This is a genomic window from Streptomyces sp. NPDC007896 (genome assembly GCF_042959425.1).
Classification (GTDB): domain Bacteria; phylum Actinomycetota; class Actinomycetes; order Streptomycetales; family Streptomycetaceae; genus Streptomyces.
The window spans coordinates 244313-264639 of record NZ_JBIBKX010000012.1 but is presented as its reverse complement, the minus strand read 5'-3'; the positions used below and the strand labels follow the sequence as shown (position 1 = coordinate 264639).

Here is a 20327-nt window from a genome sequence, read left to right as displayed (position 1 = left end):
CAGCCTTGAAAGGACCGCGCCGTGCCTGCGTCCAGCGCCAGCACCACCGACGACGCCAAGTCATCCGCCCCGAGCGGTGGTGTCCAGTCCCTCGAGCGCGCCTTCGATCTGCTCGAGCGCATGGCCGACGCCGGCGGGGAGGTCGGCCTGAGCGAGCTCTCCGTGAGCAGCGGGCTGCCGCTGCCCACCATCCACCGCCTCATGCGCACGCTCGTGGCCTGCGGTTACGTACGCCAGCAGGCGAACCGCCGCTACGCGCTCGGCCCCCGCCTGATCCGCCTGGGCGAGTCCGCCTCCCGACTACTCGGCACCTGGGCACGCCCCTACCTCGCCCGTCTGGTCGAGGAGACCGGCGAGACCGCGAACATGGCGCTGCTCGACGGGGACGAGATCGTCTACGTGGCCCAGGTGCCCTCCAAGCACTCGATGCGCATGTTCACCGAGGTGGGACGCCGGGTGCTGCCGCACTCCACGGGCGTGGGCAAGGCCCTGCTCGCGAACACCCCGGCGAACGAGGTGCGCGCGCTGCTCGCCCGTACCGGCATGCCTGCCGCGACGGAGAAGACGATCACCACCCCGGACGGCTTCCTCACCGCGCTGGAGGAGGTGCGCCGGCTCGGTTACGCGGTCGACGACAACGAGCAGGAGATCGGCGTGCGCTGTCTGGCCGTCTCGGTCCCCGACTCCCCCACGGCCGCCGCCATCTCGATCTCAGGTCCCGCGGGCCGGGTCACGGACGCGGCCACGGAGAAGATCGTGCCCGTGCTCCAGCAGGTCGCGGTGGAGCTGTCGGAGGCGCTGGCGAGCTCGGGCCCGGGGGCCTGACCGGCGCGCCCCGGGGGTCACCCGGCGGCGAGGTCGGCGAAGTCCCGCGCCATGGCCCGGCGCAGAGCTCGGCGTTCGCGCCGTACGAAGGCCGACGCGGGCACCGTCAGGACCGGGCAGCGGGCGTGCGTCGGCACCTGGCGGCGGACCGCGGCCCTACGAGCCCCCGTGCGGGCGCCGAGGACCAGGAGGTCGTCCGGGTGCGCGGCCGGCCGGCACAGGGCCCGGTCGGGACCGGACCGGACCACCCTGCGGACGACGGTGACTTACGGCCACGAGCACGCGGCCGCTGTCGCGGGCGGCACGGGCGGCGCCCCGCAGCGCGGCGAGACTGGCGAGCGAGCCGCTGACGCCGACGACCACCTGTCCGGCGGCCGCCATCAGGACTCACCCCGGCGCAGCCGCGGCAGCCCGAGCCCCCCACCGGCACGGGCCGTGAAGCGGCGCCCCGCGACCAGCCTGCGCACCCACTCCCGCACCGGCACCCCCGGCATCCGCTCCTCCTGGCGCCGCTGCATCTCCCGCTCCCCACGATCGGTGAGGCAGCGGTCGCTTCCCTTGGCGCCGACGCTTCCCCTGGCGCTGATGCTCCCCTTGGCGCCGATGCTCCCCTTCTCGCAGACGTGTCCGGCGTCGATCGAGATCACTCCGCTCCCCTTCCCAGGCCAATGCGGTGGGACGATTTCCCCTGGTCCCGGAAGTCTGTACGCTGATTGGCCTGCCCTACAGGGCCAATGCAAGGGAGTTGGCATGGTGAACGGACCGGTGGTCCACGGAATGGACAGGACGCTGGGAAGCCGGCAGCTCGCCGCGCTGCTGTCCGCCGTGCCCCACGCCGACGGCCGCCTCGGGTATCGCGCGCTGGCCGACGGTGTACGCAGGCTGCTCCTGGACGGCCGGATCGCACTGCACATCCGGCTGCCCGCCGAGCGCGAGCTGGCCTCCGCGCTCACGGTCAGCCGCGCCACGGTGACGGCGGCGTACGACCTGCTGCGGGAGGACGGGTTCGCGCGGAGCCGGCGGGGCGCGGGAACGTGGACGGAGCTGCCCGACGGCCACCGACCGGCCAATGTGGCCTCCTTCCCGGCCGACGACGGGGTGATCGACCTGGCCATCGCGGCGCCCGGCGCGCCCGAGGCGGAGCTCGCGGAGGCCTTCGCGGAGGCGGGCGTCCTGCTGGCCCGGCGCGCCTCGACACCCGGCTATCACCCCTACGGGATCCCGGAGTTGAGGGCCGCCGTCGCCGAGCGGTTCACCCGGCGCGGGCTGCCTACGCTGCCGGACCAGATCCTCATCACGAACGGCGCGCAGCAGGCCCTCTCGCTGACGCTCGGGCTGCTCGGGCGGCCCGGTGACCGGATCCTGGTCGAGAACCCCTCGTACCCGAACGCGCTCGACGCGATGCGCCGCGCCGGACTGCGCACCACCCCCGTGCCCGTCACGGCGGAGGGCTGGGACCCGGGGCTGATCGACTGCGCGCTGCGGCAGGCGGCGCCCCGGCTCGCGTATCTGATCCCCGACTTCCACAATCCGACCGGGCATCTGATGCCGCTCGAACAGCGCCTGGCCGTACTGGAGTCGGCGCGCGCGACCGGCACCTGGCTGGTGATCGACGAGACGATGACGGACATCGCGCTGGATGTGCCCGGAGCGGCGCCGTTCGCCTCGCTCGCGCCGCGCGGGACGGGCGAACAGGTCGTGACGGTGGGGTCGTTGAGCAAGACGCACTGGGGCGGGCTGCGCCTCGGCTGGGTACGGGCGGGATCCCGGCTGATCACGGAGCTGGCGACCGCGCGGGTGCCCACGGACATGGGCGGCTCGGTCCTGGACCAGCTGGTCGCGCTCGGACTGCTGGCGCGCACGGACGAGGTGCTGCGCGAGCGGCTGCCTCGGCTGCGCGCCCAGCGGGACGCGCTCGCCGACTCACTGGCCCGCCATCTCCCGGACTGGCGCTGGCAGTTGCCGCCCGGCGGACTGACCTTGTGGATCGACCTGGGCCGCCCGATCGCCTCGTCGCTGGCCCGCGCGGCCCTGGCCCAGGGCCTGCGCATCGAGGGCGGTTCCCGCTTCGGCGCCGACCCGGGCACCCATGAGCACCGGCTGCGCTTCCCCTACACCCTGCCGTCCGACGTGCTCGACGAGGCCGTACGCCGGCTCACGACCGCCCTGGACAGCGGGCTCACCGCGGCCGGGGCGGAGGCGGGCCGCCCGCACTGGGTGGCGTGAGCGGTACTCCGAAAGCGCACCCGGAGAAGGACCCCGGCCCCTCAAGGGCGCCGGGGCGGTTCCCCGAACAGCTCCACCGCGCTGCGTACGCCCGCGAGGCCGGTCGACAGCGCGCTGACCGAGCCGATCGCGCCCGCGATCAACAGTAAGGAGCGGCGCAGCCGGGGTATCTCGGGCATACCGCTGAGGGCCATCGCGGCGAGCGCCGCGAGCTCGTCCTCGGCGATGCCCCGGTCGGGGAACTCGGCCGGATGCGTGGCGAGTTCACGGCGCAGCCGGGAGACGGCGGTCCGCAGTTCCGCCACCCTCGGATCCTCGTCGCTGCCGGTCACTGGCCTCTGTCCCAAGCTCCGCAACACAGCTCGCCCCCTCGCACGTCCTTGTGCGCACGCCCTTCGCCGGTCTGTCCCACACCCCATGGCGATGGTCGGGCGCCGGGGGACGCGGGCCAGTAAACGCCACCCGATGCGGTGGCGCCACCGCGCGGGCCGAAATTCAGCCCCGCGAAACCGTGCCCTCGGCGCCGGGTCAGGTATGCAGGAGGTATGACGCACAGGGAAGACGGCGTATGACACACAGAGAAGACCAGGTGGCCGGGCTGCTCCTCGCTGCGGGCGGGGGGCGACGGCTCGGCGGGCGGCCCAAGGCGCTGCTCGAACACCGGGGGCGCCCCCTCGTGGAGTACGCGGTGGGGGTGCTGCGCGCGGCCGGGTGCACGCGCGTCCACGTGGTGCTGGGGGCGCGGGCCGACGCCGTACGGGAGCGGGCGCGGCTCGACGGGTGTGTGCTCGTGGACAACCCGGAGTGGGAGCACGGCATGGGTTCGTCGCTACGGGCCGGGCTCGGCTCGCTCGCCGGCACGGGCGCGCGGGCGGCACTGGTCTCGCTGGTCGACCAGCCCGGCATCGGGCCGCGGGCGGTCGCGCGGGTGCTCGCCGCCTACCAGGACGACACCTCGCTGGTTTCCGCGGCGTACGACGCAGTGCGCGGCCATCCCGTCCTCTTCGGCGCCGCCCACTGGGCCGGTGTCGCGGCGAGTGCCACCGGCGACCGGGGAGCACGCGCCTATCTGAAGGAGCACGAGGCGGCGATCACGCTCGTCGAGTGCGGTGACGTGGCGGAGCCGTACGACATCGACACGGAGGACGATCTAGGACACCTTGAGTGAACGGCGTGGCACTGAGCGCCACGTTGCCTCGACCTGGAGAATCTCGACATCAACAAACCATTGAACTTCCACCATGAGGAAACTATTATCCACTGTTCAGAAGCGCCGGGCTGCTCTCCAGGCGCCGATCTCCCTACCCGGGTCGCCTGGCACCCGGTGCCACGCTCGCTGAAGGAAGTGACAGCTCATGTCCGCACCAGCGCCGTCCCCGCTGGCCATCGTCGACGCCGAGCCCCTGCCCCGGCAGGAAGAGGTCCTCACGGACGCGGCCCTCGCCTTCGTGGCCGAGCTGCACCGGCTGTTCACGCCCCGGCGTGACGAGCTCCTCGCCCGCCGCGCGGAGCGCCGCGCCGAGATCGCCCGCACCTCCACGCTCGACTTCCTGCCCGAGACCGCCGCCATCCGCGCGGACGACTCCTGGAAGGTGGCCCCCGCCCCGGCCGCCCTGAACGACCGCCGTGTCGAGATCACCGGCCCCACCGACCGCAAGATGACCATCAACGCCCTCAACTCGGGCGCGAAGGTCTGGCTCGCGGACTTCGAGGACGCCTCGGCACCCACCTGGGAGAACGTGGTCACCGGTCAGCTCAACCTGATCGCCGCGTACACCCGCGGCATCGACTTCACGGACCCGAAGTCCGGCAAGACGTACGCCCTGAAGGCGAACGACGAGCTCGCGACGGTCGTCATGCGTCCGCGCGGCTGGCACCTGAACGAGCGTCACCTCGTCGACGCGGACGGCACACCCGTCCCGGGCGCGCTCGTCGACTTCGGCCTCTACTTCTTCCACAACGCGCAGCGCCTGCTCGACCTCGGCAAGGGCCCCTACTTCTACCTCCCGAAGACGGAGTCGCACCTCGAGGCCCGCCTTTGGAACGACGTCTTCGTCTTCGCGCAGGACTACGTCGGCATCCCGCAGGGCACCGTCCGCGCGACCGTCCTGATCGAGACGATCACGGCGGCGTACGAGATGGACGAGATCCTCTACGAACTCCGCGACCACGCCTCCGGGTTGAACGCGGGCCGCTGGGACTACCTCTTCTCCATCGTCAAGAACTTCCGTGACGGCGGCCAGAAGTTCGTGCTGCCGGACCGCAACGCGGTGACGATGACGGCCCCGTTCATGCGCGCCTACACCGAACTCCTCGTCCGCACCTGCCACAAGCGCGGCGCGCACGCGATCGGCGGCATGGCGGCGTTCATCCCCTCCCGGCGCGACGAGGAGGTCAACAAGGTCGCCTTCGAGAAGGTCAAGGCCGACAAGGATCGCGAGGCGGGCGACGGTTTCGACGGCTCGTGGGTGGCCCACCCGGACCTGGTCCCGATCGCGATGGCCTCCTTCGACGCCGTCCTCGGCGAGAAGCCGAACCAGAAGGACCGGCTGCGCGAGGACGTGTCGGTCGCCGCCGGGGACCTGATCGCCGTCGACTCCCTCGACGCCAGGCCGACGTACGACGGTCTGGTCAACGCCGTCCAGGTGGGCATTCGTTACATCGAGGCCTGGCTGCGCGGGCTCGGCGCGGTCGCCATCTTCAACCTCATGGAGGACGCGGCCACCGCCGAGATCTCCCGCTCGCAGATCTGGCAGTGGATCAACGCGGGCGTCGAGTTCGAGCACGCGGGGAACACCGTGAAGGCCACCCCGGAGCTGGCCCGCGAGGTCGCCGCCCGGGAGCTGGCGAACATCCGCGCCGAGATCGGCGAGGAGGCCTTCGCCGCCGGTCACTGGCAGCAGGCCCACGACCTGCTCCTGGAGGTCGCGCTCGACGAGAACTACGCCGACTTCCTGACACTTCCGGCGTACGAGCAGCTCAAGGGCTGACCTCCGAGGCGGCTCACTTGTCCGAGTGGCCCAGGGACCTTCCCGGGGCCACTCGGTCGCGTACGAGCTTCTTCACGGCCGTCGGTTCCGGGAAACCCTGCTCACGCCGGTCCCAGACCACCTCGTCGTTCACGCGGACGACGAACACGCCGCCGGTGCCGGGCTTCAGGGACAGCTCGGTGAGTTCCGTCTCGAAGGTGGTGAGCAGCTCCTGGGCCAGCCAGGCCGCGCGGGGCAGCCAGCGGCACTGGGTGCAGTATTCGATCTGGACTTGCTGGACGTCTGTCATCCGAGGTGCACCGACCAATCCTGTTCAGCCGTCGGCTTGCCGTGCAGGTCGGGGACCCGCTTGAGCCAGTTCGGGCGGCCCTGCTGGGTTTTCGCCGCGCGGTCCGCGTCCTCGGCGGCGAGCTGTTCGCGGCTCGGGAAGTCCGTGGGGAGCCAGTCCGCGGAGGCCTTCACGCGGGCGAGGAGATAGCGGACGTAGGCCTCGCGCGCCTCGTCCGGGGTCGCGAAACCGGGTTCTTCCGCGAGCCAGGCGTCCGGCACCTCGGCGGTGACCTCGCGCAGCAGCTCCTCCGTCACCTTGGGCGCCAGTTCCGCGTCGGCGGCGCGGGTGTCCGGGGCGTAACCGCCGAGGGCGTGGCTGCGGAAGTCGTACGCCTTCTCCGGGGCCGAGGCGTCCCAGCGGTGGTGGAAGACGAGGGCGGCGCCGTGGTCGATCAGCCACAGCCGAGGGGGCGCGATGCCGAAGGTCGGCCAGACCATCAGGTTCGAGCTGTGCATCGTGCGGTCCACGTTGACCGTGAGGGCGTCCAGCCAGATGACCTTGCCCGCCTCCAGCGGGTCGACGGGGAACGTCTTGGCGATCTCCGGGGTGAAGTCCTTCGCGCCCGGCAGATAGTCCATGCCGAGGTTGAGGCCGGCGCTGGCGCGCAGCAGGTCCTGGACCTCCTGGTGCGGCTCGTGCTCGGCGACGGCCGGGTCGAAGTGGACGAGGACCAGCTCGGGGAAGCGCAGCCCGAGGGCGCGCGCCAGCTCACCGACGATCACCTCGGCGACCAGTGCCTTGCGGCCCTGGGCGGAGGCCGTGAACTTCACGACATACGTCCCGAGGTCGTCGGCCTCGACGACTCCGGGCACGGACCCTCCGGACCGCAGGGGTGCGATATAGCGGGTTGCAGTGACCTCGTTCAGCATTTTCTCAGGCCGTACATTTTCCTGACCTTACAATCCATGACCAACCTCGGACATACGCAACCAAGGTAATCGACGTGCGCCGCTCGCCTCCATCATGATCATGCCCTGTACGACTTCGAAGAACACGGCTCCTCTTCTTCGGGAGGAAGAGGAGCCGTGTTCTCCTCGCCGCGCGATGTCCCGCCCGGCCTCAGACCGGGTTGGAGGGCACGGAATCCTGCGGCACGAGGGCCGGAGGGCCGATGCGGGGATCAATGGGGCGAGGGACGTAGACGGGGGAGTCCGATTGGTAGAAGAGATCGATGTCGGCTTCCTCCCCGCCGACGATGAGGGTGTCCCACGCACCGCTTTCCTGGAGGGTGCGGAGCGTGGCCGGGTCCAGCGTCAGGAGGTGGTCGCGCAGTTCCTCGTCAGTGGGCATACCGGGGAGACGGGGTGCGAGGCGCTCGCGTATCGCGCTCATGCGCTCCAGCAGGGCGTCGAGGGACGCGTGTTCGGGTTCGGAGCCGTCGCCGGGTTCCGGTTCCATGCTGCGGGCGATGATGTCCTTGATGGCGCGGGTGACGCCCTGCTCGTCGGTGGTGACCATGGCGTTCCAGGCCCGGCTCTTGTGCCGGTACTGAAGCATGGACATGGCCGCCTCGTGCCGGATGAAGTCGGCGTCGCGCAGCGGCTTGCCCTGCCAGGTGCGGCTGAGGGAGCGAGCGAGCGAAGTGGCGGAGGCGAGACCGCTGTTGAGACCGCGACCCGGCCAGAAATGGATGGCGTTGGCCGCGTCGCCCAGCAGGAAGCCGTACGTGCCGGGGCCCGTCGAGGTCGGGCGCCTCAGCTGCGCCGTGAATCGCGGGCGCTGCACCATGTCCAGTCGGAACGACGTGATCGCGGTGAGGTCGTTCTCGGGCACGCCGAACAGCTTCAGTCCTTCCCGGATCCGCCTCCACAAGGGCGAACTGCGCAGCAGGGCGGGCAGGAAGAGGGTTCCGTGCGTGGGACAGCGGAACTCGTGGTCCTCTTCGCGGCTCATGACGCAGGGGCGAGCGGCGATGCACTCCTCGAAGACCTGACGGACCGGGTCGATGCCGATCACGTTTCGGGCCTCCTCGCGGGTGAGCCGCATGTTCAAGAAGCCTTCGCCGCGCAGCGAGTTGAGCAGAAACCTGTTCTGAGAGACGGTCAGCAGGACGCTCATCTGGTCCGAGAGCGGGGACTTCACCCGGAGTCCCAGCACCACGTCCTGCAGATGGTCGCCGTCGAGGGAGTAGATCGAGGCGTCGGCCGCGCCGAAGCGGTCGGCGTAGTGCTCCCGCGTGCGGGATCGTCCGCCTTCGCAGATCGCCAGGACGTGTTCCTGCGAGAGCCGACTCTGATGCTCCGACGAGTCGAACCGCTCCGCCACCAGTCGGATCGCGGCGTTCTTGTTCGCCAGTTCCAGCAGGCGGTCCTCGACGTAGGCGATCCGGATGTTGCGGGGAGGCAGACCGTCGACGGAGTCCGGTCCGACGGGCCACATCTCCGAATAGTCGCCCGCGTCCTCGAACAGCGCCGACCGTATCTCCTCAGGCAGAGCGAGGTACTGCCGGCTCTGGATGGTCACGACCTGCTGGCGACGGACGTTTCCCTGGGTCTCGTCCTTCCAGACAACGGTGGAGCCGTTCTTGATCCACCGCCCTTCGTAGACCGTGATCGAGACCCGCCCGCGCAGCATGTTCTCCAGCGTCAGCGCGAAGGCGAGGCCCACCGGGCCACCGCCGGTGACGGTGACCCTGAGGATGCCGGGGTCCGCGGAGGCACTCACCCGGGGTGCGTCCAGGTGGGAGAGATCCATCACCGTCTCCATGGCGTCCTGCGACTCGAAGAGGAAGGTCTCCTCACCGATTCGGATGCGGTCGCCGGAGCGCAGTACGTGCCGTGTGATGCGCTGGTCGTTGACGAAGGTGCCGTTGCGGCTGTTGCGGTCGTAGACCACGAAGCCGGCGTCCTCCTCGATGATTTCGGCGTGCAGACGGGAGGCGTTGACGCTGACGATCACGACGTCGTTGTCACTCTTGCGACCGAAGGTCAGTGGAGCAGCGCTCAGGACCACGCTTTGACCAGTGAAGGGGCCCGTTTGCCCCAAGATGACCGATGGCACTCATACTCCTTATGAACGACATCCAACTGCGAAAGAGAGGCCGCGTGACGCGGCTGACCCGACACGAGACCGGAGCCTTCACTCAAACGTGAACGTGACCTGGTTTAGTTCGATTCTTGCGACAAATTCGTTCCGCGCCTCGTTGCGGGGCCGCGATCCGGACACCTCGCCGCGCTGCGGCAGAACTCCGGGCACGGGACGGCCGGGACCGAGGTCCGCCCCGGTCCGCAACGCGGTCCGAGCCGTCGGTCGGTGCCCGGACGGCATGCCTCAGCCCGTTCCGGCCTCGCAAGTCAGCGACAGGGGCACCATGTTGGACTTGCCGTGCAAGGGTGCCTTGAGCTCCACGCCGATTTCGCTCTCGAGCTTTCCGGCCTCCGCCCACGTGCTCAGGCTCACCGTGTCCTGTTTGCTGAGCCCTCCGTCATCCGAGAACACCAGCGTCCTCCAGTGCGGATCGGTCACCGAGCCGTCCTTGGACACCCACCGGTAGGAGAACTGGGCCGGGAGCCGGTCCACCGAGAACGTCGCCGTAAAGGTGGGCGCCTGCTCACTCGGCGGCGGGCACTGTCCCGAGTACGTCGTGTGCGAACCCGTCACCGTCACCCGCACCCCCAGGGTGGCGGAGCCGCCTTGGTCGTCGCCCTGTGTGCTCGAGGCGGTGGCGTTCTCGGCGTTCTTCGAGGCCGAACCCGCGCCTGTGGTGGCCTTGCCGGCGCTCTGCCGATCTCCGCTTCCGTTTCCGTCGTTCATGAGCGCATAGCCCACCCCGGCCAGCGCCAGCACGCACAGGGACACGCCCGCGGCGACGAGCGCGATGCTGCGCCGGCTGCGCCGCGCGTCAACCGGGGGGACGGAGGAGGCGGGTGTTCCCGCGGCGCGCGGATCCGGCACCGCGGGAGCCGCGACCGCGGGCTGCGTCGAAGGATCCGCGTCCCCCGCCTGCGCCAGGGAATACGTGACCGTGGGCTGCGCCGAAGGATCCGCGACCGTCGCCTGCACCGAAGGGTCCGCCACCGTCGCCTGCACCGCAGGGTCCGCCACCGTCGCCTGCACCGCAGGGTCCGCGACCGTGGGCTGCGCCAGGGAATGCGTGACCGTGGGCAGTTCCCCAGGATCCGCGGGAGACGTGCGTGTCGTGGGCTGCACCGAAACGGTCGGGGAGTCAGCAGGCGGCTGCACGATTCCCGCGTCGGGGACGCCACCCTGGCAGATGATCCGCAGGTCCTGTTCCGCCTGCTCGGCAGTGAGACGTTCGTCCGGATCCTTGCGCAGCAGCCCCTCGATGACCGGAGTGAGGGCACCGGCCCGGCGGACCTGCGGCAACTCCGCGTCCACGATGGCCCGCAGGGTGCTGAGCGGGGTGTTCTGGCGGAAGGGGGAGCGTGCCTCGACGGCCGCGTACAGCAGCACGCCGAGCGACCACAGGTCCGACGCGGGCCCGGACCGCCGGCCCAGCGCCCGCTCCGGAGCCAGGAATTCGGGCGATCCGACGACTTCGCCGGTCATGGTGAGCGCGGAATCGCCCTCGATCATGGCGATGCCGAAATCGGTGAGCACCACCCGGCCGTCCTTGGCCATCAGCACGTTGGCCGGTTTCACGTCGCGGTGCAGCACACCGGTCTCGTGGGCGGCCTGGAGCGCGGCGAGCACCTCGAGGCCGATGAACGCGGCACGCTGCGGGGAGAGCCGGCCCTCGGCCTTGAGCAGGTCGGCCAGCGACTGACCGCGGACCAACTCCATGACGATCCACGGGCGGCCCTCCTCCATGGCCACGTCGTAGACGGTCACCACGTTCCGGTGCGCCACCCGGGCCGCGGCCCACGCCTCACGCTCCAGCCGCGTGTACATCCGCTCGATGTCGGGCGCCGCCAGTCCGGCAGGCGCCCGGACCTCCTTGATGGCAACCTCGCGCTGCAACACCTTGTCGTAGGCGCGCCACACGGTGCCCATGCCGCCCGCGCCGAGGGGCGACAGCAGACTGTAGCGGCCGGCGATCACACGCTCGCTGCCCGACTCTTCGGACACGGCGTCCTCATTGGCCATCGGAGCGATTCTCCCTTTCCCTACGCAAGCTGCTCGTCAGAGCGCGGACATCGCACTTGGACCATGCACCTGGCCTGCCCGGAAAGCAGGGCACGGACGGAGTGCCCCCACGGCGGAGGAACCCGCGGCGACCCAACGGGCTAATCCGACGGTGATCGTACCGTCGTTCGCCGGACGCGGATGCCGACGTGTGCGCGGCTCCGCCCGGGTCGGATCGCTCCGTCATCACGTTCATCTGCCGTCCCCCCGTTGTTCGTCTCGCCTTGTCGGCGTGCCGACGGCGGCGACCCCGTAGGTGGTGGGTGGGGTCTGCCCCAGATCCGTTGCGCGGCACGGGAGTTGAGCTGGTCACTGCCCCCGCCACCAGGACATGTACCCAGCCGAGGGGGAACCTGGCCCTAGGCGCGCGCCAGCGGATTCGGCAGCGGGAGGTAGCGGGCGTCCGCGCCGTCCGCGCCCGTCCAGCGGAGCAGCAGATTCGTCTTGCCGGGGAGCGTGGGGGCGGCGAGCAGCTCCGCGATCTCGTGCGCGATACCGGGCAGGCCGTGCCGGGCCAGCTCGGTCCGTACGGCGGGCCACGGGTCCCAGCCCGGGTGGTCCTCCGCGAGCAGGGCGGCGAGTTCCGACACGTTGTTGACGATCAGGCAGTAGACCAGCCGCTCCCATCCGGCGGCCCGGTCCACGTCCGTGAGCAGCTTCACGCCCTCCGCGTCCCGGAACAGCGCCTGCACGGGGATGCCGTCGGCGTCCACGGCCACCACCGTGTTCTGGAGGTGTGCCTCGATGACGACGCCGTGCAGCGCGAAGGCCGCAAGCGCCGGCGGTACGACCTGGCGCAGATACGCCGTCCACCAGGAGGACGGGTCGGTGAGACCGTCGAGGGGACTGCCCTCGAAGCGCTCGATCAGGGCGGCGGCGAGCAGCGGGGTCGCGCCGGGGAGGACGTGCTCGCGCAGCCCGTCGCGGACGAGGACCGCGAGTTCTTCGAAGGCGAAGTCGGCGGTGCGGTAGCCGCGGTCGCTCAGCCAGGCGGCGCCCGCGCCGGTGGTCGCGAACGCGGCGGCTGTCGCCTCGTCGGTGCGGCGCAGTTTCAGCAGGTCGTGGCGCCACAACCGGCGGATGTCGTTGGTGATGCGCACGTCGAGGCTGAACTTGACGAAGACGTCGTCCTCGGGGGCGTAGAGCGTGCGGATGGCGGCCGTCGGCCACAGCGGGCGCCCGGTGCGGCCCAGGCGGATCAGCCGGCCGTCCGCGAAGGCCTCCCGGATCTCCGGGCGGGCGCCGACCAGGTCGAGCTGCCAGGGGTGGGCCGGTAGCAGCCGGTAACCCTCCGGAGCCGGCCCGAAGCCGTCCAGCGCCGAGGTGTCGCCCTCCTCGACGACCGCGTCCTCCCGCACGCCGAGCAGCTCCAGCGGGAAGCGGGCGTACGCCTCGGGCGCGTAGGGCAGCCAGCCGGTGACGGGGCCACCGCCGCGGGCCTTGGGCGCGGGGTGGTACGGGTGCCCGGTGATCAGGGACTGCTCGGAGCGGATGTACGGCTCCGCGGGCGGCGTCGCGTGCAGGCGGGCGGTGAGCAGCGCGGCCACCGTGTCCCGGCTGTCGATCATCTCGGCGGGCAGCTCGGGGTTGGACAGACCGGTGAATCCGCGCAGTTCCTCGGTGGTGAGTTTGACCAGTTCGGCGTGGGTGAGCCGGTGCCAGGCCCCGACGGCGTACACCTCGGGCGCCACGGGCCTGCGCGTCCCCCGCACCCGCAGCAGCCGCCCACTGGAGCGGAGCCGGAACACACCGGAGCCCTCGGCGACCCGGCCGGGGTCCGCGGCGGGCTCCCCCACCTCTCGCAGCAGACAATTGAGCAGCGGCGCGGCGGCGTACGCGTCGGCGGCCTCTTCTATCTCGTCCCTGCGGTACCTGGGGGGCATGGAATCCACGCGATCCATTCGTTCCATACGGTGCACTGGTGATCAGTATGTCTGTCGGCGCGGGCGACCGCGACGCACAGTCCCCGTACCCAAGGAGCCCGACCGTGCACCGTCCCCCCACGCCCGACGCCGAGGCAGCGCTCGCCGACGAGCTGAGCGCCGTACACCCCGCCCTCTCGGCGCCGTACGCGGCCGGGCTCCCCGGCGCCCGGGCGGCCGTGCTGAGCCGTCTGTGGCGTGCGCTGGCGTATGAGCCCATGCCGTGGATCGCGCGCCGCGAGCCGGGGGCCGACGGGCTCACGCTCCACCTCGCCGACGGCCGGAGGCTGTACGGCCCGCGCCCGGATCCGTACGCGACCGCCGCGTACGTCACCGAGGTCCGGCTGGACGACACGGTGTACGACCGTCCGGCGCGGCTCATGACGGCCCTCGCCGTCCCCCACTCCGCCGCCTTCGCGGCCGAACTCGACCACAGTGTCGCCTCGTTGGCCCTCTCGCGCGCCGACCAGGCCGCCGCCGGCCGGGAGCCCGCGACCGGCTGGGAGTGGGAGCAGCGGGTGGTCGACGGACACCCGTACCACCCCAACTGCCGTTCGCGTCCCGGCTTCTCCGTGGCCGAGCAGCTCGCGTACGGGCCGGAGCACCGGCCGGTGGTGGAACTGGGCCTGGTGGCCGTCGACGACTGTCTGGTCCGGGGCGAGTGGCCCAAGTGGCTGCGGGACGAGGACCGTTTCCTGATCCCGGTCCACCCCTGGCAGACGGCGCATGTCCTGCGTACCGCGCCCCAGGAGGTCGTCCCCGCGCACCCGTTGATGTCGCTGCGCACCCTCGCCCTCCCTGACGGGCCGCACATCAAGACCGCGCTGAGCGCCCGGCTGACCTCCTCCGTGCGGGACATCTCGGTCTACTCGATCGAGACGTCGGCGACGGTGTCGGCGTTCGCGGAGGACATGGCGGCCCGCACGGACGGCCTGCTGCACGTCACCCGCACCCTGGGCGCCGTCACGGCCCACTCCCCCGACCTCGCGGCGGTGCTGCGCGAGTCCCCGGACGTGTACGCGCAACCGGGCGAGCGCGTCCTGCCGGTGGCCGCCCTCGCGACCACCGAGCTGTCCCGGTCGGCCGCCTGGCTGGCCGACTTCAGCCGCCTCGCGCTCGCCGTCTGTCTGCGGCTGCTCGACCTGGGGGTGGCCCTGGAGGCGCACGGCCAGAACCTCCTGGTCGTACTGTCCGCCACCGGCGCCCCGGTCCGGCTCGTCTACCGCGATCTGGCCGACATCCGCGTGAGCCCGGCCCGGCTGGCCCGGCATGGCATCCCGGCGCCGGCGCTGTCCGGACGGATCGTCACGGACGACGTGACCACCCTGCGCCGCAAGATGTTCGGCTCGCTGATCGGCGGCACGCTGGGGGCGACCGCGGGATCCTCGGCGGTGCTGCGGGAGACCCTGGAGACGGTCGTACGGGATCTGCCGCGCACCCCGGACCTGACGGCGCTGCTCGAAGAGCCGTTGCCGACCAAGGCGTTGACCTTGATGCGGCTTTCTCCCGAGACGCCCGGGGACAGTTGGGCTCAACTTCCCAACCCGTTCGCCACCCAATAGTTCGTAGATCGTTTTGAAGCCCGGCACCTTTGCTCCATAGGATCCTGCGATGATCACAAGACAACGGCTGGCGGCAGGAGTCTGCGCCCTGCTCGCCGCCCTGACGGCCGGGATCGCCTTCCCGACCGGAGCGGTCGCCGACGAAACGGCGGAGCAGGCCGCTCCCAAGGTCGAACTCGTGCTGGACGTCAGCGGTTCGATGCGGGCGCGCGACATCGACGGCGGGTCGCGCATGTCCGCGGCGAAGCAGGCGTTCAACGAGGTGCTCGACGCGACACCCGAGGAGGTCCAGCTCGGCATACGGACCCTCGGCGCCAACTACCGCGGCAACGACCGCAAGACGGGCTGCAAGGACACCGCCCAGCTGTACCCGGTGGGCACGCTGGACCGCACGGAGGCGAAGACCGCCGTCGCGACCCTCACGCCCACCGGCTGGACGCCGATCGGTCCCGCGCTGCTCAAGGCGGCCGACGACCTCGACGGCGGCAACGGCACCCGGCGGATCGTGCTGATCAGCGACGGCGAGGACACCTGCCAGCCGCTCGACCCCTGCGAGGTGGCCCGCGAGATCGCCGCCAAGGGCATCGGGCTCACCATCGACACCCTCGGGCTCGTGCCCGACGCCAAGACCCGCGACCAGCTCAGCTGCATCGCGGACGCGACCGGCGGCACGTACACCTCGGTCCAGCACAAGGAAGAACTCACCGACCGCGTCGGTCAGTTGGTGAAGCGCGCCGCCGACCCGGTGGTGACGCCGGTCGCCGTGGAGGGCGCCGCCGCCTGCACGAGTGCCCCGGCGCTGAAGTCCGGGCTGTACACGGACCGCGAGGAGTTCGGGCAGCACCGCTACTACCGCGTGGACGTCAAGCCGGGCCAGGAGCTGCGCGCCTCGGTGAGCGTCGCGGCCGACCGAGAGGTCAACCCGGACTACGGGGTGTTGCTGCGCGCGGTCACCGTGCACGGACGTGAGATCGTGCGCGGCGAGGCGGCGGGCAACGGCCGTACCGACGCCATCTCCACCGGTCTGCGCTATCCCAAGGCCGAGAGCGACGACGAGAACGCCCCCGCCGAGACCGTGTGTCTTCAGGTGTCCAACTCCTTCTCGGCGGCGAGCGGCGTGAAGGCCGCGCCGGGCATGCCGGTGGAGCTGACGGTCGACGTCGTGGACGGGCCGGACCAGGCGAGCGACGTGGCCTCCTTCGGCCTCGGCCGCGGCTGGTGGCTGCTCGGCGCCCTCGTGCTCACCGGCTTCCTCGCGGGTGTGCTGTGGGGCTGGATCTCGCGCCTGCGGATCGCGGTCTGGAGGACCAACTGATGCGTGTCAGAAGAGTGTTGGGCACCGCCCTGCTGCTGCTCGGGATCGCCGCGGCGCCCGCCGCGGCCGACTCCTCGCCCTCCGCGAGCCCCTCGGGCGACAGCGCCGCGCCGACCCAGGCCGGCACGTCGTTCCGTACGGCGACCGAGATCAAGCAGGGCCAGCAGGCCACCGCCAGCGGGTCCACGGGCGACTACCTGTACTGGTCGTTCCCCGCGGACGCCGGGCAGCGGCCCACCGTGAAGGCGACGGTGAAGCTCCCGGAGGCCTCCACGCGGCACGCCGGCCAGACCTGGCAGCTCGACGTCTACGACGGGCTGCGACGCCGCCAGGCCTGCCAGTACGGGGCACAGACACGGACGGCGGCACAGGACGCGGCCACCGTGGAACTGGCCTGCACCCTGCGCACGGTCCGTTCCTGGTCGGAGACCTGGGCCAACGACCCGCTGCCGGGCACGTACTACGTCCGGCTGACCGTCACCGGGCTCCAGGCCTCCGACCTGGGTCTGCCGATCGGGGCCGAGGTCAAGGTCGACTCCAAGGACATCGGCGGGTCGGCGGCGGTGGACGGTTCGCTGGCGAAGCCGCTGGTGCCGGGCATCGCGACGAGCGCCGAGAAGTCCGACTCCGGCTCGGGTTCGTCGACGGCCGCGCTGTCGTCCATCGAGCCCGACGACGGCTGGGCCTCCGGCTGGTGGTCCGACCGCTGGGTGTGGACCGCGATCGGCGGCATCCTCGCGGCGCTCGCGGGCATCGGCGGGTACGCGCTGACCCGGGGGTCCGGGCGGCCTTCCCGGGTGCCGCCTGGCGCCTAGCCACACGTAGGCGTCCGTGGCGGCTCCGTGACGGCTCCGTGACGGCGAAGGCCCGCCGTGCCCCCTCGGCACGGCGGACCTCTCCCCCGCCCGGGTTCCGGTCCGGTGAGGTGCTGGGGCGTTGTGCGTGGTGCGTTACCAGCAGGCCGGAAGCGTGTTGGTCTCGCTGCCGATGGCGGTGTCCTTCATCCAGCCGTACTCCCCGTTGTCGGCCTCGGTCCACTCCCAGCGGTAGGGATGCGGGCCGCCCACGTACTCGTCCGGGTTGGCGCCGTCGTAACGGCACTGGAACCAGCTCGGGTTGGAGTACATGTGGCCGACGACGCGGCTGGAGTCCGGGTAGAACCGGGCCAGGTCCTTGTAGCCGTAGACCGGGGCGCCGGAGCGGTTGTCGCACCACCAGTGGCTCCCGCTGTACCAGCAACCGCTCGCAGCGGACGCGGAGGGCGCGGCAGTGGTGCCGAGGCCGACCGCGAGCGCCGCGGCGCTGAACAGCACCGCCAGGGACTTCTTGATACCCATGCGGCCACCCTGAGGTCGCCGCCCCGCCACCCGCAATGTTTTCGAATGCGCTGGAAGTGTCTGGCGCGAGCGGCACGGGACGACTACGGGGCCCCGTAGCGGCGTCAGTCCCCGCGCAGCACCTTGGCGAGGGTGCTCTCCCCGGTGACCTCGATACGTCCGTCGCGCACCGCGTCCAGCACGGTCGAGGTCCCGCGGCTCACATCCGTGCAGGTTCCGGTGTCGAGGCCGAGCCGGACGTCCGGCTCCTCCGGGGCGGGCCCGTCCCCGTACACGGGCCCCTCCTCGGCGCCCAGCCACACATGGAACTCACCCTCCTCCAGGCGGACTTCGACCAGTCCCGCAGCGCCCTCCCCCGCCAGGCCCCGCAGCAGCGGCAGCGCGAACCAGTGCGCCCGTACGGCGTCCGTGGCTCCGCGCTCGCCCAGCGAGGGCGCACCCCACTCCCCGAGCGCCTGCAGCACGGGCAGCAACTCACGCCCCCGGCCGGTGAGTTCGTAGACGTACGCGGCGCCCGGCGGCGGCAGTCGGCGTCGGGTCGTCAGTCCGTCGCGCTCCATGTCCTTGAGCCGGGAGGCGAGGACGTCCGTGCTCACGCCCGGCAGATCCGCGTGCAGATCGGTGTAGCGGCGCGGGCCGCCGAGCAGCTCGCGGACGATCAGGAGGGTCCAGCGGTCACCGACGGCGTCGAGCGCGCGGGCCGCGGAACAGTACTGGTCGTAGCTTCGGCGAGGTGACATGCGACGCAGTCTAGACATGTTGTTGGACTTTCCAAGCACTCACTTGGTAAAACCAAGCAACACCACGAACCGGAGGGCACAGCGCATGGAGTTCCGGCAGTCGAGCAAGCTCAGCGAGGTCTGTTACGAGATCCGCGGCCCGGTGATCGAGCAGGCCGACGCACTGGAGGCGGCAGGCCACAGCGTGCTGCGCCTCAACACCGGAAACCCCGCGGCCTTCGGATTCGAGGCGCCGGAGGAGATCCTCCAGGACATGATCCGGATGCTGCCGCAGGCGCACGGCTACACCGACTCACGCGGCATCCTCTCCGCCCGCCGCGCGGTCGCCCAGCGCTACCAGGAACGGGGTCTGGAGGTCGGCGTGGACGACGTCTTCCTCGGCAACGGCGTCTCCGAACTGGTCTCCATGGCGGTCCAGGCGCTGGTGGAGGACGGCGACGAAGTCCTCATCCCCGCCCCGGACTTCCCGCTCTGGACGGCCGTCACGACCCTCGCGGGCGGCAAGGCGGTCCACTACCTCTGCGACGAACAGTCGGACTGGTACCCGGACCTGGCCGACATGGAGTCGAAGATCACCGACCGCACCCGCGCGGTGGTCATCATCAACCCCAACAACCCGACCGGTGCGGTCTACCCCCAGGAGATCATCGAGGGCATCCTCGACCTCGCCCGCCGGCACGGCCTGATGGTCTTCGCGGACGAGATCTACGACCAGATCCTCTACGACGACGCCGTCCACCACTCGGCCGCGGCGCTCGCCCCCGACCTGGTGGTCCTCACCTTCTGCGGCCTGTCCAAGACATACCGGGTGGCGGGCTTCCGCTCGGGCTGGCTGGTGGTGACGGGCCCCAGGCAGCACGCCCGCAACTACCTGGAGGGCCTGACCATGCTGGCCTCCATGCGGCTGTGCGCCAACGCGCCCGCCCAGTACGCCATCCAGGCCGCGCTCGGCGGCCGCCAGTCCATCCACGAACTGACCGCGCCCGGCGGCCGCCTCCACGAACAGCGCAACCGGGTCTGGGAGAAGCTCAACGAGATCCCGGGCGTCTCCTGCGTCAAGCCCAAGGGCGCGCTGTACGCCTTCCCGCGCATCGACCCCGAGGTACACAAGATCCACGACGACGAGAAGTTCGTCCTGGACCTCCTCCTCCGCGAGAAGATCCAGGTCGTCCAGGGCACCGGCTTCAACTGGCCCCGCCCCGACCACTTCCGCATCCTCACCCTCCCGCACGCCGACGACCTCGACGCGGCGATCAGCCGGATCGGCCGGTTCCTGGGCGGGTATCGGCAGTAGGGGCGCCGTATGGCGCACTCCGACCTGCGGACCTCCGGGGGCGATGACACCGTACGGAGGGAGTGACAGGACCGCAGAAGGGTGTCGGCCATGGGTGACCTGCTCCTCGTGCGGCACGGCGAGACCGAGTGGTCCTTGTCCGGGCGGCACACCGGATCGACCGACATCCCGCTGACGGAGAACGGCCGCGAGCAGGCCAAGCGGCTGGCCCCGCTGGTCGCCTCGCACCACATCGCGGCGGCGTTCGTGAGCCCGATGCAGCGGGCGCGGGAGACGGCGCGGCTGGCCGGGGTCGAGGGGGCGCGAGTGGACGCGGACCTGTGCGAGTGGGACTACGGCGGGTACGAAGGGGTCACCACCGTGGAGATCCACCGGACCCGGCCCGACTGGTTCCTGTTCGACGACGGCGTCGCGCCGGGGCCGCCGGACCACCCCGGGGAGAGCCTGGAGCAGGTCGGGGCGCGGGCGGAGCGGATGCTCGCCAAGGTCGACGCGGCACTCGCCGAGGCGGAGGGCAGTGTCGTCCTCTTCTCCCACGGGCACTTTCTGCGGGTGCTGACCGCGCGGCGGCTGGGGCTGCGGGCCTCGGACGGCGCGTTGTTCCAGCTCGCCACCGGGACGGTGAGCCGGCTCAGCACCGAGCATCGGCGGCATGTCGTCGCCGGCTGGAATGTCAGACCCCCGTCGTAGTCTTCGAGTG

19 protein-coding genes are annotated in these 20327 nt (G+C 71.2%); 9 read left to right on the top strand and 10 right to left on the bottom strand.

Annotation, left to right across the window (positions count from 1 at the left end):
* Positions 1-21: 21 nt before the first annotated feature.
* Positions 22-825 carry an IclR family transcriptional regulator C-terminal domain-containing protein gene (locus ACFZDJ_RS34455; protein ID WP_390934388.1) on the top strand — a complete coding sequence of 268 codons (804 nt, stop codon included), beginning with the start codon at positions 22-24 and terminating at the stop codon, positions 823-825.
* Between the two features lie 17 nt (positions 826-842).
* Here the strand turns inward: ACFZDJ_RS34455 and ACFZDJ_RS34450 are convergent, their stop codons facing one another.
* Both ACFZDJ_RS34450 and ACFZDJ_RS34445 read right to left on the bottom strand, forming a co-directional pair.
* Positions 843-1073: a hypothetical protein gene (locus ACFZDJ_RS34450; RefSeq protein ID WP_391064751.1), complete on the bottom strand. Its 231-nt coding sequence runs from the start codon at positions 1071-1073 to the stop codon at positions 843-845.
* 132 nt (positions 1074-1205) lie between these two features.
* Positions 1206-1472 carry a hypothetical protein gene (locus ACFZDJ_RS34445; RefSeq protein ID WP_391064748.1) on the bottom strand — a complete coding sequence of 89 codons (267 nt, stop codon included), beginning with the start codon at positions 1470-1472 and terminating at the stop codon, positions 1206-1208.
* Between the two features lie 103 nt (positions 1473-1575).
* Here ACFZDJ_RS34445 and ACFZDJ_RS34440 point away from each other — a divergent pair, with 103 nt between their 5' ends.
* Complete coding sequence (locus tag ACFZDJ_RS34440) at positions 1576-3051, top strand: aminotransferase class I/II-fold pyridoxal phosphate-dependent enzyme (protein ID WP_391064745.1); 1476 nt, start codon at positions 1576-1578, stop codon at positions 3049-3051.
* Between the two features lie 41 nt (positions 3052-3092).
* Here the strand turns inward: ACFZDJ_RS34440 and ACFZDJ_RS34435 are convergent, their stop codons facing one another.
* Positions 3093-3410, bottom strand: coding sequence for a DUF5955 family protein (locus ACFZDJ_RS34435; protein WP_054237073.1), 318 nt, complete (start codon positions 3408-3410; stop codon positions 3093-3095).
* A gap of 209 nt (positions 3411-3619) precedes the next feature.
* On the opposite strand from ACFZDJ_RS34435, the gene ACFZDJ_RS34430 reads away from it, so the two are divergent.
* On the top strand, positions 3620-4219 hold the full coding sequence (locus tag ACFZDJ_RS34430; protein WP_390934392.1) for an NTP transferase domain-containing protein: 600 nt from the start codon (positions 3620-3622) through the stop codon (positions 4217-4219).
* 187 nt (positions 4220-4406) lie between these two features.
* The gene (aceB, locus tag ACFZDJ_RS34425; RefSeq protein WP_390934393.1) at positions 4407-6041 is read left to right on the top strand and encodes a malate synthase A; all 1635 of its coding nucleotides are present in this window, start codon (positions 4407-4409) and stop codon (positions 6039-6041) included.
* A 13-nt stretch (positions 6042-6054) separates the two neighbouring features.
* On the opposite strand, the gene ACFZDJ_RS34420 is transcribed toward aceB, so the two are convergent.
* The 5 genes from ACFZDJ_RS34420 to ACFZDJ_RS34400 all read right to left on the bottom strand — a co-directional run bounded on the left by ACFZDJ_RS34420 (position 6055) and on the right by ACFZDJ_RS34400 (position 13340).
* On the bottom strand, positions 6055-6330 hold the full coding sequence (locus ACFZDJ_RS34420) for a SelT/SelW/SelH family protein (protein WP_390934394.1): 276 nt from the start codon (positions 6328-6330) through the stop codon (positions 6055-6057).
* On the bottom strand, positions 6327-7241 hold the full coding sequence (locus tag ACFZDJ_RS34415) for a HipA family kinase (RefSeq protein ID WP_390934395.1): 915 nt from the start codon (positions 7239-7241) through the stop codon (positions 6327-6329). Before ACFZDJ_RS34415 ends, ACFZDJ_RS34420 begins: the two co-directional genes overlap by 4 nt.
* A gap of 190 nt (positions 7242-7431) precedes the next feature.
* Positions 7432-9372 carry an FHA domain-containing protein gene (locus ACFZDJ_RS34410; protein ID WP_391064740.1) on the bottom strand — a complete coding sequence of 647 codons (1941 nt, stop codon included), beginning with the start codon at positions 9370-9372 and terminating at the stop codon, positions 7432-7434.
* 270 nt (positions 9373-9642) lie between these two features.
* Positions 9643-11418, bottom strand: a complete 1776-nt coding sequence (locus ACFZDJ_RS34405; RefSeq protein WP_391064737.1) for a protein kinase — start codon at positions 11416-11418, stop codon at positions 9643-9645.
* 398 nt (positions 11419-11816) lie between these two features.
* Positions 11817-13340 carry an IucA/IucC family protein gene (locus tag ACFZDJ_RS34400; RefSeq protein WP_391064734.1) on the bottom strand — a complete coding sequence of 508 codons (1524 nt, stop codon included), beginning with the start codon at positions 13338-13340 and terminating at the stop codon, positions 11817-11819.
* A 104-nt stretch (positions 13341-13444) separates the two neighbouring features.
* Between ACFZDJ_RS34400 and ACFZDJ_RS34395 the strand changes: the two genes are divergently transcribed.
* From ACFZDJ_RS34395 to ACFZDJ_RS34385, 3 genes are read left to right on the top strand one after another with little or no spacing between them, the layout of a single operon-like run.
* A complete protein-coding gene (locus ACFZDJ_RS34395; protein WP_390934398.1) occupies positions 13445-14941 on the top strand; it encodes an IucA/IucC family protein in 1497 nt (498 codons plus the stop codon).
* 49 nt (positions 14942-14990) lie between these two features.
* The gene (locus ACFZDJ_RS34390; protein ID WP_391064731.1) at positions 14991-16256 is read left to right on the top strand and encodes a VWA domain-containing protein; all 1266 of its coding nucleotides are present in this window, start codon (positions 14991-14993) and stop codon (positions 16254-16256) included.
* Positions 16256-17071 carry a hypothetical protein gene (locus ACFZDJ_RS34385; protein WP_391064728.1) on the top strand — a complete coding sequence of 272 codons (816 nt, stop codon included), beginning with the start codon at positions 16256-16258 and terminating at the stop codon, positions 17069-17071. The genes ACFZDJ_RS34390 and ACFZDJ_RS34385 overlap by 1 nt, the downstream gene beginning before the upstream one ends.
* A 135-nt stretch (positions 17072-17206) precedes the next feature.
* Here the strand turns inward: ACFZDJ_RS34385 and ACFZDJ_RS34380 are convergent, their stop codons facing one another.
* The gene (locus ACFZDJ_RS34380) at positions 17207-17593 is read right to left on the bottom strand and encodes a hypothetical protein (protein WP_391064725.1); all 387 of its coding nucleotides are present in this window, start codon (positions 17591-17593) and stop codon (positions 17207-17209) included.
* 104 nt (positions 17594-17697) lie between these two features.
* Complete coding sequence (locus ACFZDJ_RS34375; protein ID WP_390934402.1) at positions 17698-18333, bottom strand: winged helix-turn-helix transcriptional regulator; 636 nt, start codon at positions 18331-18333, stop codon at positions 17698-17700.
* A gap of 85 nt (positions 18334-18418) precedes the next feature.
* On the opposite strand from ACFZDJ_RS34375, the gene ACFZDJ_RS34370 reads away from it, so the two are divergent.
* Positions 18419-19627 carry a pyridoxal phosphate-dependent aminotransferase gene (locus ACFZDJ_RS34370; protein ID WP_101401694.1) on the top strand — a complete coding sequence of 403 codons (1209 nt, stop codon included), beginning with the start codon at positions 18419-18421 and terminating at the stop codon, positions 19625-19627.
* A 90-nt stretch (positions 19628-19717) separates the two neighbouring features.
* Positions 19718-20317 carry a histidine phosphatase family protein gene (locus ACFZDJ_RS34365; protein WP_391064723.1) on the top strand — a complete coding sequence of 200 codons (600 nt, stop codon included), beginning with the start codon at positions 19718-19720 and terminating at the stop codon, positions 20315-20317.
* The last annotated feature ends 10 nt before the right edge of the window (positions 20318-20327 follow it).